13 protein-coding genes and 1 pseudogene are annotated in these 14010 nt (G+C 62.0%); 8 read left to right on the top strand and 6 right to left on the bottom strand.

All coding sequences use genetic code 11. The features are described 5' to 3' along the window. Positions 1 to 20: 20 nt before the first annotated feature. Both EGJ09_RS00815 and EGJ09_RS00810 read right to left on the bottom strand, forming a co-directional pair. A complete protein-coding gene (locus EGJ09_RS00815; protein ID WP_125922933.1) occupies positions 21 to 1412 on the bottom strand; it encodes an FAD-dependent oxidoreductase in 1392 nt (463 codons plus the stop codon). Positions 1413 to 1426: 14 nt separating this feature from the next. Next, complete coding sequence (locus EGJ09_RS00810) at positions 1427 to 2743, bottom strand: MFS transporter (protein WP_046785494.1); 1317 nt, start codon at positions 2741 to 2743, stop codon at positions 1427 to 1429. A 240-nt stretch (positions 2744 to 2983) separates the two neighbouring features. Between EGJ09_RS00810 and EGJ09_RS00805 the strand changes: the two genes are divergently transcribed. Together EGJ09_RS00805 and EGJ09_RS00800 are read left to right on the top strand one after the other, a co-directional pair. Beyond that, a complete protein-coding gene (locus EGJ09_RS00805; RefSeq protein ID WP_125922932.1) occupies positions 2984 to 3853 on the top strand; it encodes a LysR substrate-binding domain-containing protein in 870 nt (289 codons plus the stop codon). A 101-nt stretch (positions 3854 to 3954) separates the two neighbouring features. Next, positions 3955 to 4329: a DUF2784 domain-containing protein gene (locus EGJ09_RS00800; RefSeq protein WP_125922931.1), complete on the top strand. Its 375-nt coding sequence runs from the start codon at positions 3955 to 3957 to the stop codon at positions 4327 to 4329. Here the strand turns inward: EGJ09_RS00800 and tam are convergent. Then, positions 4319 to 5095, bottom strand: coding sequence for a trans-aconitate 2-methyltransferase (gene tam, locus EGJ09_RS00795; RefSeq protein WP_046785497.1), 777 nt, complete (start codon positions 5093 to 5095; stop codon positions 4319 to 4321). The genes EGJ09_RS00800 and tam overlap by 11 nt on opposite strands. 102 nt (positions 5096 to 5197) lie before the next feature. Here tam and EGJ09_RS26675 point away from each other — a divergent pair, with 102 nt between their 5' ends. After that, positions 5198 to 5377 carry a hypothetical protein gene (locus EGJ09_RS26675; protein WP_046785498.1) on the top strand — a complete coding sequence of 60 codons (180 nt, stop codon included), beginning with the start codon at positions 5198 to 5200 and terminating at the stop codon, positions 5375 to 5377. Between the two features lie 3 nt (positions 5378 to 5380). On the opposite strand, the gene EGJ09_RS00785 is transcribed toward EGJ09_RS26675, so the two are convergent. Then, positions 5381 to 6790 carry an amino acid permease gene (locus EGJ09_RS00785; protein ID WP_125922930.1) on the bottom strand — a complete coding sequence of 470 codons (1410 nt, stop codon included), beginning with the start codon at positions 6788 to 6790 and terminating at the stop codon, positions 5381 to 5383. 325 nt (positions 6791 to 7115) lie between these two features. On the opposite strand from EGJ09_RS00785, the gene EGJ09_RS00780 reads away from it, so the two are divergent. The 5 genes and pseudogenes from EGJ09_RS00780 to EGJ09_RS00760 all read left to right on the top strand — a co-directional run bounded on the left by EGJ09_RS00780 (position 7116) and on the right by EGJ09_RS00760 (position 11930). Beyond that, complete coding sequence (locus EGJ09_RS00780) at positions 7116 to 8540, top strand: PLP-dependent aminotransferase family protein (protein WP_039601970.1); 1425 nt, start codon at positions 7116 to 7118, stop codon at positions 8538 to 8540. A 342-nt stretch (positions 8541 to 8882) separates the two neighbouring features. Further along, the gene (locus EGJ09_RS00775) at positions 8883 to 10622 is read left to right on the top strand and encodes an S-type pyocin domain-containing protein (protein ID WP_125922929.1); all 1740 of its coding nucleotides are present in this window, start codon (positions 8883 to 8885) and stop codon (positions 10620 to 10622) included. Beyond that, positions 10619 to 10885, top strand: a complete 267-nt coding sequence (locus tag EGJ09_RS00770) for a hypothetical protein (protein WP_125922928.1) — start codon at positions 10619 to 10621, stop codon at positions 10883 to 10885. Before EGJ09_RS00775 ends, EGJ09_RS00770 begins: the two co-directional genes overlap by 4 nt. 180 nt (positions 10886 to 11065) lie before the next feature. Continuing rightward, positions 11066 to 11257, top strand: a pseudogene (locus EGJ09_RS00765) (LysR family transcriptional regulator); the annotation flags it as partial. A 130-nt stretch (positions 11258 to 11387) separates the two neighbouring features. After that, the gene (locus EGJ09_RS00760) at positions 11388 to 11930 is read left to right on the top strand and encodes a WYL domain-containing protein (RefSeq protein WP_125922927.1); all 543 of its coding nucleotides are present in this window, start codon (positions 11388 to 11390) and stop codon (positions 11928 to 11930) included. Between the two features lie 4 nt (positions 11931 to 11934). Here the strand turns inward: EGJ09_RS00760 and EGJ09_RS00755 are convergent, their stop codons facing one another. Together EGJ09_RS00755 and codA are read right to left on the bottom strand one after the other, a co-directional pair. Continuing rightward, positions 11935 to 12669, bottom strand: coding sequence for a hypothetical protein (locus EGJ09_RS00755; RefSeq protein WP_125922926.1), 735 nt, complete (start codon positions 12667 to 12669; stop codon positions 11935 to 11937). 98 nt (positions 12670 to 12767) lie between these two features. Continuing rightward, on the bottom strand, positions 12768 to 14009 hold the full coding sequence (gene codA / locus EGJ09_RS00750; protein WP_125922925.1) for a cytosine deaminase: 1242 nt from the start codon (positions 14007 to 14009) through the stop codon (positions 12768 to 12770). Between the last annotated feature and the right edge of the window lies 1 nt (position 14010).

Genomic DNA, 14010 nt, shown 5'->3' with positions numbered 1-14010 from the left:
CCAGTGTTCGACAAGAAATCTCACGCTTTGTCGGCCTTGCCCGCCGCCGCTGCGAACCGGGCCAGCCGCACGTCCAGGTGGCGTGGCCGCAGCCCCCGGTCTTCGGCGCGCTCCTTGCGCCGGATTGCATTGCGCACCATCAGCGACCCCAGGTAACGGATCGGCTCCGGCGGGAACAGCCCCAACGGGCCCTTGACCAGTGGCGAGCGGGTCCACGGGTTGTCCAGCCCCAGCGCCAGCGACGAGAGGATCTGCCCGCCCATGTGGCACGGCCCTACCCCGCTGCCAGAGTAGCCGAAGCCATAGAACACGTTGCCCTGCCCGTCCAACCGCCCGAAGAACGGCAGCCCGGTCACCGAGCGGTCGGAGGGGCCGTTCCAGCTGGCCGCCAGGGGCACCTGGGCCAAGGCAGGGAAGAAATCGGCCAGGCTCTCACGCAGCAGCGGCCGGTATGGCGAGGGTTGATCGAACACAGGCAGCATGCGCCCGCCATAGGCGAAGGTGTTGCCACCCTTGCCGAGCATCAGGCGACCATCGGAGGTGTTGTGGTAGTAATGCACGAAGATCCGTGAGTCCAGCACGCTGATGCCGTTGTTCAGGCCGATCTCGTGCAGCAGCTCGGGGCACGGTTCGGTGATCACCATGTCACTGGAGACGATCGCCACGCTGCGCTCGAACTGCGGGAAGGCACGCGCCATCCAGGCATTGAGGCCGAGCACCACGCGGTCGGCACGCACCGTGCCGTGGGCCGTGCGCACCAGCGCCGGGGTGCCATGCTCCAGGCCGGTCATGGCCGTGCCTTCATGAATGCGCACGCCGCGCTGCAACGCCACACGCCGCAGGCCGCGAACCAACCGGCCAGGCTGGACGGTGGCGGCGGCCGGCGAAAACCAGCCCTCCAGGTGCCGCGCCGAGCCGGCCAGGCGCTGCACCTCATCCAGCGGCAAACGCTCGAATGAATTGATCCCCTTGTGCTCCAGCGCAGCGATCACCGCATCGGTTGCACCCACCTGGGCCTGGTTGGTGGCGGTGTACAGTGTGCCGTCCAGGCGGTAGTCGCACTCGATGCCATTGGCCGCGCAAAACGCGCCAATGGCACCGATGCTGCGCTCTGACTCGCTTACCAGGCGCACCGCTTCGGCCACCCCGAACAGACGCTCGAGGGTGAAGTACTTGGCCGACCAGGACAACGCGCAACCACCGTTGCGCCCACTGGCGCCCGCACCGCAGATGTCAGCCTCGATCAGCAGCACGTCCAGCGCCGGCACCGCCTCCTTGAGCATCAGCGCGGTCCAGAGGCCCGTGTAGCCGCCGCCGACGATGCACACGTCGCAGCGGGCATCGCCTTGCAGTGGCGGGCATACCGCGTCCTGTTCACAATCCAGGGCCTGTTGCAGCCAGAAGGGTCTCATTCGCTCGCTTTCCTTTAGGTACGCAGTGGCTTGATCGCCATGCTGGTGTTGGGCGCCACATCATTGGCCTGGGCTGCGCTGGCCGGGCGGCTGTTCCAGTGCGGCAGCAGCACCAGGGCCGAGAACAGTGCGCAGCCGGCGAACACGATGAACACCGTGACGCTGTCGAAGTAACCGGGCAACAGGCCGCCGAGCACCGCGCCCACCGAACCGCAGCCATTGACGAAACCGGCTGCCGTGGCACCGGCCTTGGCGGTGCCGAAGTCGATGGCCGCCGCGCCGCTGATCATCGAGTCTGGCCCGTACAGGGTCAGGCCCATGAAGAACAGCAGGCCAACCACCATGGCGATGCTGCCGCTGTGCATGGCTGCCATGAACGCTGCCAGGGCCACGGTCAGCAGCACCAGGCTGATCACACAGGCCGGCATGCGCCGGGCGCCAAACAGCTTGTCCGAGGCCAGGCCGATGATGATCGGGCCCAGCAGCCCGGCCAGTTCAAAGGCCGTGGGGATGATCGCAGCACCCACCTTGCCGACCGAGGGCATCTGCTCGAAGACGATCACCGGCCCCCATAGCAAGATCGCGTAGCGCGCCGGTTTTAGAAGAAAGTACGCCAGGCCCAGGGTCAGTACCGTGCGGTTGCGCAGGATCTCGCGCAGCGGCGCCCACACACTGCACAGGCTGCCGGCCGGGGCCATGCTCTGCGGCTCGGGCTCGACCGCCGGCAAGCCCACATCCTCGGGTTTGTTGCGCTGCAGGAAGAAGAACAGCACCGCTACCGCCGCCACCACCGCGGCAGTGGAGAAGAATGCCGCCTGCCAGGTGCCGATCAGGGTATAGGCCCACCAGCCGGCGAACGGCGAGGCGACCAGGCCGCCGAATGCATAGCACGAGCTCCACAACCCCAGTACCCGGCCGCGCTGCACGGCGGGGAAGAAGCTGCCGATGTTCTTGCACAGCCCGGCCCAGCCGGTGGACTGCGCCAGGCCCTGGATCAGCATGCAGGTGGCGAAGATCGGGAAGGTCGCGTAGCTGCCCATCACCACAGCTGCCGCCGCCGAGATCAGCAGGCCACCGAGCACCACCACGCGCGGGCCGAAGCGGTCGGCAAGCATGCCCCAGGTGAACTGGCCCACGGCATAGGCGGCCAGGTAGATGGCGTCGAGGTTGGCCATGGAGGCCTTGTCGAGCATGAAAGTCGGGTCTTCACCAATGCCGAGCTTGGCCACCGAGAAGGCCTTGCGGGTGAAGTAGAAGGCGGCGTAGGCCAGCCAGGTGATAGCGAAAATCTGGATGCGCCAGCGTTTCAACGCGGCTAGGGAGTGATTCATGTGCGTCTGACCTCTTGCTCAAGTGTGCCGGCAGAATGTGAATAAACGCCTGTCTTGTTTTTGTGTTGCGCACTGCATGACGTGGCTCGTCATCTGGTCAGATGGCGCAGGGGTGCGCGCCATGCCCGGCGGCCGCTTGTGGCAGCGCTGGGTTGGTCAGTATGGAAACAGGTGGTGACTGATAAATAAAATCGATTTATCGTATTTCACACATAAGCTCAGCTTGTTACTGGAGTTCACATGTCGGTGTCCCACGCTCAACTCAGGGCTTTCCACGCAGTGGCCGTGCACGGCAGCTTCACCCGGGCGGCAGAAAAGCTGTTTTTGACCCAGCCGGCCGTGTCCGACCAGGTGCGCAAGCTCGAAGAGCGCTTCGGGGTGCTGCTGTTCCACCGCAACAAGCGTTCGGTGCAGTTGACCGACCTGGGCGAACGCCTGCTGGGCATCAGCAAGCGCCTGTTCGCCTGTGAGGCCGAAGCCCACGAACTGCTGCAGGACTCCCGCGCCCTGCACACCGGCAGCCTGGTGCTGGCGGTGGATGCGCCGGTGCATGTGCTGCCGCAGATCGCACGTTTCTGCCAGCGCTACCCGGGCATCCAGGTCAAGGTCGAGACCGGCAACACCGACGAGTCCCTGGCCCGGCTGTTCAGCTATCAGGCTGACCTGGCACTGTTAGGGCGCGATGTCGACGATGAGCGACTGCACTGCATGCCGCTGCGCCGCGACCCGATGGTGGCGTTCGTCTCGCACAACCACCCCTGGGCCAGCCGTGGCTCGATCAGCCTGGCGGACCTGGACGACACGCCGCTGGTGCTGCGCGAGCCTGGCTCGGTGACCCGGCAGACACTGGAGGAAGAAATGCAACGCGCCGGGTTGAAAATACGCGCGGCAATCCAGGTCGAAGGCCGCGAGGCCGCGCGCGAGGCGGTGGTGGTGGGGATTGGCGTGGGGGTGGTGTCGGCCGCTGAGTTCGGCGCCGATGCGCGGGTGTGCGCGCTGCCCATTGTCGATTGCCAGCGGCACCTCACCGAGACACTGGTATGTTTGAGCGAGCAGCGTACACGGCGGGTGGTGGCGACGTTCCTGCAGTTGGTGCAGGAAAGCTTGTAGGGGCCTTCCCGGCCCTATCGCCGGCAAGCCAGCTCCCACTGGTTTTGCGCTGAGCCTTCATAACTATGCTGGGTATACATTCCTCTCAAAATGCACAACTCATGATTTTCCGCCTAGCCGCCGACACGCTGGTGCTGCTGCACCTGGCCTTCATCCTGCTGGTGCTGTTCGGCGGCCTGCTGACGCTCAGATGGCGCCCCGCCCTGTTCATCCACCTGCCCGCCCTGGCCTGGGGCCTGGCGGTTGAGGGCCTGCACCTGGAGTGCCCGTTGACCGGCTGGGAGAATCGCATGCGCTTCGCCGCAGGCGATGCCGGCTACCACGGCGGCTTCGTCGAGCACTACATCTGGCCGCTGATCTACCCCGCGGGGTTGACGCCGCAGATCCAGTGGCTGCTGGGCGGCGTCGTGCTGCTGGTCAACCTCGGCGTCTATAGCTACGTGATCTGGCGCTGGCGCCATTCACCTACCGCGTAGCAATCACAAACAGCCGCGGGAACGGCAGCAGCACCTTGCCGTCGGTGGCCGCCGGGTAGTCGTGCTGCATGGCCTGCAAGTACATCTGCAGGAAGCTCGCCTGCTCCTGCTCGTCCAGCCTGGCCAGATAAGGCCGCAGGGCCGAGCCCTTGAACCACTCCACCACGGCCTCGGCGCCACCGGTCAACGGGTGATGGTAGGTCGTGCGCCACACATCCACCCGCGTACACAGCGGGCTGAGCAGGTCGTAGTAGAACGCTGCGCTATGCCGGGGCGGCAAGCTCAGGTCGGCGAATTTTTCGGCCCAGGGGCCGCGGCCGGCAATCTCGCGCAACTGGCGGTGGGCCGGCTCGTCGAGGTTGTCCGGGGTTTGCACGGCCAGGCTTGCACCTTCACTCAGCTGGCGCACCAGGTGCGGATAGAGCGAACCGTGGTCGGGCACCCATTGCAGCGAAGCGTTGGCCAGGATCAGGTCCTGCGGTTCGGGGGCGGTCCAGTGGGCGATATCGGCAATTTCGCAACGCACCCTGGGGATGCGCAGGCGCTGGCGTGCGCGCGCCTTGTCGATCATATCCGGGTCGCTGTCCAGGGCAGTCACCTGGGCATCGGGGTGGCGCTGCAGCAGTATTTCGGTGGAATTACCAGGGCCGCAACCTAAGTCGGTAGCGTGGCGCACCGGGCGGGGAGGCACCGCGGCAAGCAGGTCGCGCACCGCACGGGTGCGTTCGTCTTCGAACAGGGAATACTGGGTGGCGGACCAGGCCATGAGGGGCTCCTTTTGGCGGGCAATGTGCTCAGCATAAGCCATCTGTCGCCTGTACGGGCCCTGTCGCGGGAACTGTTAGCTCATCCTTGAAGTCAGCCCCTTATGCGCATGCCCATGAAACCATTCCTCGCCCTGGCCCTACTGGCCCTGATCAGCGCCGCCGCCCTCCTCGGCTCACCGTGGATGAACGGGCGCTTTCACATGCCAGCGGACAAAACTCCCGCCCATCAACGCGAAACGGCCGGGTCCTCGAGGGAGCCGGCCGCTTCGGGCAACCACTAGCGCTTAGTGCTTGCGGGCGCTGCGCATCTGGTGCACCAAACCCATGGCCACCACGACGGCGGCAGCAATGCCGGTGGAGATCACCAGGATCTGGTAGTCAGGCATGAAGGCCATGGTCACCAGTGCGGCGACGATGAAGGCGATCACCAGGTAGGTCAGCCACGGGAACAGCCACATCTTCAGGCGTACTTCCTTGCCCTCGGCGATCAGCTTGCGGCGCATGCGCAGCTGCGAGAAGGCAATCACCAGGTACACCAGCAAAGCGATCATGCCGGTGGTGTTCATCAGTGTATCGAGCACGTCTTTCGGGCGCAGGGTCTCGCTGAAGTTGATCAGCGCACACACCACGGCCACGGCGCACGAACCGATGATCGCGTTCACCGGTACGCCGGTACCGGCGCGGGTTGTCTTGAAGAACGACGGCGCATCGCCACGCTGTGCCAGCGAGAACAGCATGCGCGAAGCGGTGTAGTGGCCCGAGATCAGGCAGCTGCTCACCGACGTCAGTACCACGAAGTTCATCAACAGCTCGGCATACGGCACACCCAGCAGTTCCAAGGTGCGGCGGTAGGCGCCATAACCGGAAACGCCCAGGTGCGGGTCGTTCCACGGCACCAGGCAGACGATCAGGAAGATCGAGCCGACGTAGAACAGGCATACACGCCACACCACCGAGTTGGTGGCCTTGACGATCTGGGTGGCCGGGTCCTTGGCTTCGGATGCGGCGATGGTGACGATTTCGGCACCGAGGAAGGCGAACATCACGCCAAGCAACGCACCGATCACCGTGGTGATGCCATTGGGCATGAAGCCTTCGGCGGTCAGGTGGGTGATGCCGCGCACTTCACCGAACTGCCAGATGTTCATCACCGCTGCAGTACACACGATCAGGAAGCAGACGATCGCGATCACCTTGATCAACGCGAACCAGAACTCGAACTCGCCGTAGTGCTTGACGTTGAAGAAGTTGACGGTGATCAGCACCAGGGTCGTGGCCAGCACGAACACGTTGACGCTTACATCAGGGAAGAAACCATGCAGGATCTTGCCCGCCACATAAGCTTCCCAGGCCATGAGGATGACCCAGTACCACCAGTACAGCCAGCCGATGGTGAAACCGGCCCAACGGCCAATGGCGCGGTCGGCGTAGGTGGAAAACGAACCGGTGTCGGGCGACGAAGTCGCCATTTCACCCAGCATGCGCATGATCAGTACCACCAGGATGCCGCCTGCCAGGTAGGCCAGGACAGCAGCCGGGCCGGCGCTGTGGATCACGCTGCCGGAGCCGACGAACAAGGCGCCGCCGATAACCCCGGCGATCGACATCATCGTCAGGTGGCGCGACTTGAGCGAGGCACTGAGTTTGCTCTCGTGCCCGCTGTTCGCGGTGGTGGTTGTGGATGTTGCGTCCATCAGTTGTGTACCCCGTGCTTCTTTTTATCCAAGGAAAACTGTAAGACCGCGATGGTCATCGGCCTCACCTGTACATCAGTGCTAATGCGGGCAGGAGGTGTGCTGTTACACACGCAGGCCTTCCATGGCGGCCTGCTGACGCGCCCCAAGGTTTGCCCCTGGAGCGAACTGAACATGCTTTATGTGGCGCTATCTGACACCTAATGTAAAAATGTCCGACACATAGAGCCATGCACAGTGGCATGAAAGTCGCACTGCACTGTACAGGTCGCCGATGCAATACACCCTGCAGGCGCCTGCCGTTACGCACCCTCAAGGCCCCCGAATGCTTGAATTACACCCAGACTCCTCGACGCCGTTGGTCAACCAGATCATCGACGGGCTGCGTGAGCTGATCGACAACCAGACCCTCAAGCCAGGTGCCAAGGTCCCGTCGATCCGCGCGTTTGCCGCGACCTATTCGGTGAGCACCTTCACCGTGGTCGAGGCTTACGACCGCCTGGTCGCCCAGGGGCTGCTGGTGAGCAAGGGCAATGCCGGGTTCTTCGTCAACCGCGCGGCGGCCGAATTGCTGGACAACCACAGCGCCGAGGCCGACGCCAGTCGACCATCGTTCAACTCCGAATGGTACCTGCAGCAGATCTTTGAGACCCGTCAGTTGCCATTCAAACCGGGCTGCGGCTGGCTGCCCAACGACTGGATGTACGAAGAAGGCCTGCGCCGCGGCCTGCGCCAGGTTGCCGGCAGCCCGCTGGAACTGTCCGGCTATGGCGACCCGATGGGCCTGCCGGAATTGCGCGCGCTGACCGCGCAGAACCTGCAGCAGGAACTGTCGATCGTCGCCAACACCGCCCAGCTGATGCTCACCCACGGTGCCAGCCAGGCTTTGGACCTGGCCGTGCGCACGCTTGTGCGCCCCGGTGACGTGGTGCTGGTGGACGACCCCGGCTACCCCAACCTGATGAGCATTCTGCGCACCCAGGGCGCCACCTTGATCGGCGTGCCGCGCACCCCCAACGGCTACGACCTCAACCACCTCGAACAGCTGTTGGCGCACCACCGCCCGACGGCTTTCTTCACTCAGCCGCACCTGCACAGCCCGACCTGTTCGCGCACCCCGCTGGCGCAGCTGCACCGCTTGCTGCAGCTGGCCAGCCAGCACGGCTTTCGCCTGGTGGAAAACAACCTGTACGCCGACATGGTCGCCGAGCCGCAGCCGTGCCTGGCCAGCCTCGACCACCTGCAGCAGGTGGTGTACGTGGGCAGCTACTCCAAGAGCATTTCGCCCAACGTGCGGGTCGGCTACCTGTTGGCCAACCCGGAACTGGCGCAGAAGCTGCTGCACCTGAAGATGCGCTCGGGCCTGACCACCTCGCAGGTGATGGAGCGTGTGGTGTATGCCGCGATCATCGACGGCCGCTGGCGCAAGCACCTCAAGCGCCTGCGCCAGCGCCTGGCCGAGGCCCACCAGGAAGTTGGCCGGCACCTGCACCGGCTGGGTTTCGAGCTGTTCATCGAGTCGGATGAAGGCATGTATATCTGGACCCGCCACCCGGCCATCCCGGACAGCGCAGCGCTACTGGATGATGCGCTGGAGAAAGGCATCATGCTCGGGCCCGGGCAGTTGTTCATGGTCGATGCCAAGCCGACCGGGTGGATGCGGTTCAACGTGGCGTTCAGTACCGACCCTGCGATGTGGGAGTTGTTGGAGAAGGTGTTGGTGAAGCACGTGCGCCGGGCGGGGATTTAGGGCTCAGGGATTGTGCTGTGGGGCTGCTCGCCGCGGCATTTCCAGCGTCTGCGACAGCGAGCGCCGCGCGCGGCGCTCTATCCGCAGGGTGCTATGAGCAGGCACATCGTGTGTTCACACAATACCTCTGCGTAGGTAAACACCGGGGCCGATAACCACAGCCCTGCTCATGCCTCGCTGCCCAGTCTTCGAACGCACCCTCAGTCGCTGCGGCGCCACTCCCAATGCCTGGGCGAATAAAGTCAGGGCCATGAAAGTGGCCTAAGAACCAATTCCATCTTAGTCTTGGGTGACAACAGTCACATCATATTTCTCTCCAAACCTGCATCACAGGAAAGAGAAATGACTGCCCGCAGAACCATAACAAACCCTGAACTTGACGAAATATACTCCTCCGCGCCTTTTGATTATGACTTCGAAACCTTGCTCTCATGGAAACAGCCTTTCACAATACCAATAACGCCGCCAGACATAACAGCGCTTACTGACAATGCGCTTTTGGAGAGTGCTGAAAGTATTGCGCAGAATGTGATCAACAGCATTGAAGCGTCTTGTCCTGCGGGGGAACCCGGTCTTGCAACCTACTTGGAAAAGCAGTATCTAGACATTGACCAGACTCACAGCGAAACCGCCGGCAAGCTCTTTGCAAAAAAGGCACTGCTCCTGCTTCTTTACAGCGAAATTCGTCGTCAGGCAGGCCAGCACACAGACCTCTACAACGGCATTCATGTTTACGCCCCAAACGACCAGACCTTGGCCCAGTTTTTCGAGGTCACGGCATACGTATACATCGAAGAAGAAAGCGAATTCTTCATAATTGAAGAGGCATTGTACAAACTCGCAATCAGCCTCACTGCCGCCCAAATCGAAATTGTGCTGAAGCGTTGCCTGAAGAAGGTTTTGAGAGAGCTGGAAAAAACTCACCATACAGCAACATCAGTTCTACAAAACAGAAACCAGGAGCGCCCTCACAGCAACACCATCATCCTGACGACGAACCCAACAATTCAATTAGGCACAACCCAAGGCCCCATAGCAATAAGTCGATACATTGAATTCGGACTGAAGTATGCAGGACGTAGACTGATTAACATGGCCGAAGCTGCAGCATTGCGAATTTTCAGACTGGGTATCGGCGGTGTCCTTTACTCCCCTGAACTAGGGAACTCTGACCTGTACCATGATTCGGCCTTGAGCATCCCGGCAGAGCTGCTGATCCCTGACCTACCCGAGAACCTTAATGAGCTTGCTACAACCGAAGGTCTCCTTGAGTCCCCGCTTCGAATCCACACTGACCTCGACACCTACATCCTTACGAGGCATCTGAGTACAGCAGATGCAGCGCACCAGATACCCGTGCGCGCCCTCATATTCGATGAAGCGAGTAACAGTTACGTCTCGGTCCCATCAAGGGACTTCCCGATACGACTTACATTCCCCATTCATGTCGCTGGTGGCTCTTCGACCACATCTCCAGGCATACCCGTCAAGCCCAACCCCTATAAGGGTGTAAATCTCGAAACGGCCAGCAGCGCGGCGACGCCCTTCCCCGCAAATGAACCCCAAAATCCCAGAGATTGCATTTACTGCTTCCCGGTAGAGTCTGGCCTGCCGCCGTTATATATCGTATTCAATTCGCCGTATCCCGGCGCTACAACTATAGGCACATACAGCGGCAGGGCCTACAATCCAGACAAAGCAGGCGGGCCTATCGAACGCCTGGACTGGCGAGAAGCCACGATCAACCAAACGGGAGTTGACCTAGTCAAATTGCATGTCAGTCGATTCGAACCCTCCGATGCCAATGACATCATGATCGACAGGCTTGAAAAAATCCTACAAGGCACATCACAAGCGACCGACACAGATAAGCGATTCTACACTCATGAAACAAGGGAGCTTGAGCGCTTTCGCGCACTTGGAATCCCAGATAAAATCAGACCAAGCGATGTTGGTGAGGTGTGGAACAATACACACACAGCAACACTGGAAGACTACCAACTCACCTCAGAACCCGAACTGCTTTACACTCCAGAAGCCATCGAAGCAGATAACCAACAGATTGCGCGAGAAAACAAATGAACACGATCAGCGAAATAGTAACGAACGAGAGCCCCACAGATGTCATTTTGTGGCTCGCCAGGAGTGATGGCATTTCTCACCCACGGCTCGACAATCTGTACAACCGGCATGCATGGGTAAACATTGGCGATTGCCTGCAACTCATGAACTTGATCAAGAAAATGATTGACGAAGGACTGATACAACAGGGTGGATACGGGTACATCAAAGGTCCCAATTGGCGAGAACCCGATTTTTTGACCCAAAAAAAGTATGTGCTCTGAGCAGCGCTGACACCACAGCTCCAGGAAGCGAAATCTCGTTCGCCAAGATCGAAGATCAGCATAGACGCCGGCAGCAACAACAAAGTTGCCGGCAAACAGCACTTACCGCCAATCTGCCCCGTCCATTCGCCTCCAGGCTCTCCAGGTTCCCCTCTCCTGTGCAATCACACACGGCAAGCGCAACGGGAGATCTTCGTCGGTTTCACCAGCGACCAGATTGGCGGAATGCTCTCGCCGCTGACCATCGTCCGTGACCAGCAGGGATTTCCCGACCGCATCGTGGCGTCTTAGCCGAGCCTTGAGGAAATGCTCCGCCTGGTGATCGCCGGCTTTGGCAGCGCCTGCCTGCCTGAGCATGGGGTGGCGCCGAATCGTGAAACAAGTGCGCAGGCCGCTCATCCTGCTGAACTTGGATCCTATTCACTGAACGGGTATGCTCGCGGCAATAGCCAATTGCCATCATTCAGGCATGCACCACGCCTGAACTTCAAGGACGAGCCCTTTGCCCAGCAACTCTACCCGCCACACGATCGCCCGCCAGTGGCAACTGCTCAAATTGCTGCCCGACCGCCATCCGGGCATGAGCTCCACACAGTTGCAGGCCGCGTTGGCCAAGGTCGGCTACAAGACCAGCAAACGCACGGTGGAACGTGACCTCAATGAGCTTGCGTCGCTGTTCCATTTACGCTGCAACAACAAGGGCATGCCCTACGGCTGGTACTGGCAGCCAGGCCGCAGCCTCGGTGAGGCTCAGCAACTGCAGCCGGATGCGCTCTGCCCTGCCCGGCAGATCGAATTGCGCGCCTGGGTGGATGACGCCCTCGCACGGCGCCTGGAGGACCAGCCCTTGTCAGATGACATGCGCCTGGCCCCGCACGGCAACGGCGGGGCGACCCTGGATGCCACTGTCGACGACAGCCGCGCGTTGATGGGCTGGCTGCTGTCCCAAGCGGGCTCCATACGTGTACAGGCGCCAGAGGCATTGCGCACAGCCGTGATCGAGCAGTTGCGCCAAAGCCTGGCCCTGCACGACGGCAGCCACTAAGTCATCAGGAGGGCAATGCGGGCTTGCGTGGCCGCGCAAGGCAGGCGTAGCCCAGGCCCAGCACACTGAGCCCCAGCACACCAAGCAGCACCATCAGCTCCCGGCTGTAGCGCGCCACCAACGCCGGGAAACCGATGAATTCTCGATACACCTGCACATCCGCCACACCGTCGGCATGGCTGATGCTGATACCCCCCTGGCGGATCTGCGAGTAGTCGGCATCGAAATACACCCACACCTTGCACGCCCTGCCTTGCTCGATGACCGGGATCTCGACCATGGGCGTGGAGGCCTCGTAGAGGGTGTCGTTGCCTGAGCCGTCGCGCACTTGCACCAAACCCTTGGCCGGCAGGCGCACCTTGACCTCGCGCACCTCGGTGTGACCGGTGTTGCGCAGCTCTATGAGCAAGCCGGTACGGTGATCCACCAACCCGGCCTCGAACGGTTTGGCGAACAGTTGGGCGTAGGGTGCCTGGGCCAGGTCGATCAGCCTGTCGACCTGATCCTGGCTCAGCGCCCCCTGGCCAATGCCGGCGATGCGAGGCTGCAGCCGCTCGTACTTGAGCTGTTCGTTGGTCTTGCTGATGCGCTCGCTGAACTGGCTTGGGTAGGTGAGGTAGGAATAGGTCAGGGAAGCTTCGAGGCGGGCGTTGTCCTTGAGCACCACGTAGGCCACCAGCCAGACCATCAGGCCAAGCAACAGGGCTACGAGCAGTTTCCCGATTTTGTCCCAACTCAACGGTAGGTTTCCTTCTGTCACGGCATGGACGGTTCGGCGGCCACAAAGGGTGCCAAGTTCAGCGTCGCCAGGCAAGCACTCAGTGGCCCCTTCCCGCTTCAGGCGAACCGTTCGACCTGCGCCTGTGTACGGCGCATCAGCACCTTGCCGTGGCGCACCGACACCAGCGCATGGCCCTGGCTGCGCACCATCTCATAGTCGTCCGGCGCCGACAGCAACAAAAGGTTCGCCGGGCGCCCCACCTCGATGCCGTAGCGCTCACCAAGGTTGAGCGTGCGCGCACTGTTGTCGGTGATCAGGTCCAGGCAACGTTGCAGGTCTTCGTAGCCCAGCATGTGGCAGATGTGCAGCCCTGCCTCGAGTATGCGCAGGATGTTGCCATTGCCCAGCGGGTACCAGGGGTCGACGATCGAATCCTGGCCGAAGCACACGTTCATGCCTGCCCGGTCGATCTCGGCCACACGCGTCAGCCCGCGGCGTTTGGGGTAGCTGTCGAAGCGCCCCTGCAAGTGGATGCTCTCGGTCGGGCACGAAACGAAATTGATGCCCGACATTTTCAACAGGCGGAACAGTTTGGAGCAGTAGGCATTGTCATAGGAACCCATGGCCGTGGTGTGGCTTGCGGTCACCCGTGGCCCCATCCCGCGCACCCGCGCTTCTTCGGCCAGCACCTCGAGGAAGCGCGACTGCGGGTCGTCGGTCTCGTCGCAATGCACGTCTACCAGGCAGCCCGTACGCTCGGCCAGCTCCATGAGGAATTTCACTGACGACACGCCCTGGTCGCGGGTGTTCTCGAAATGTGGAATGCCGCCGACCACGTCGGCGCCCATCGCCACCGCCTCGGTCATCAACGCACGGCCGTTGGCGTACGACTCGATGCCTTCCTGCGGGAACGCGACGATCTGCAGGTCGATCAGCTCGCGCACCTCCTCACGCACCTCGACCATCGCCTTGAGCGCCGTGAGCTTGGGGTCGGTCACATCCACATGGGTACGCACATGCTGGATGCCATGGTCCACGAGCATGCCGATGGTCTTCTTGGCGCGGGTCTTGATGTCGTCGTGGGTGGTGATTGCCTTGCGCTCGGCCCAGCGCTCGATCCCCTCGAACAGCGTGCCGCTCATGTTCCAGTTCGGCTCACCGGCGGTCAAAGTGGCATCGAGGTGAATGTGCGGCTCGACGAAGGGGGGCACCACCAGGTTCTGTTGGGCGTCCAGGTCGTCGGGGCTGGCGGGCATGACGGCATTGGCCTGGGGCACAATGGCGGCGATACGCTCGCCGTCCAGTTCGATGCGCATCAGGCAGGGCTTACCGCGCAGTCGTGCGTTGATGATGTTCATG

This window comes from Pseudomonas sp. p106, from assembly GCF_003936645.1.
GTDB lineage: Bacteria > Pseudomonadota > Gammaproteobacteria > Pseudomonadales > Pseudomonadaceae > Aquipseudomonas > Aquipseudomonas putida_E.
Note: the sequence above shows the minus strand (reverse complement) of the source record. Positions and strands in the feature narration are given on the sequence as shown.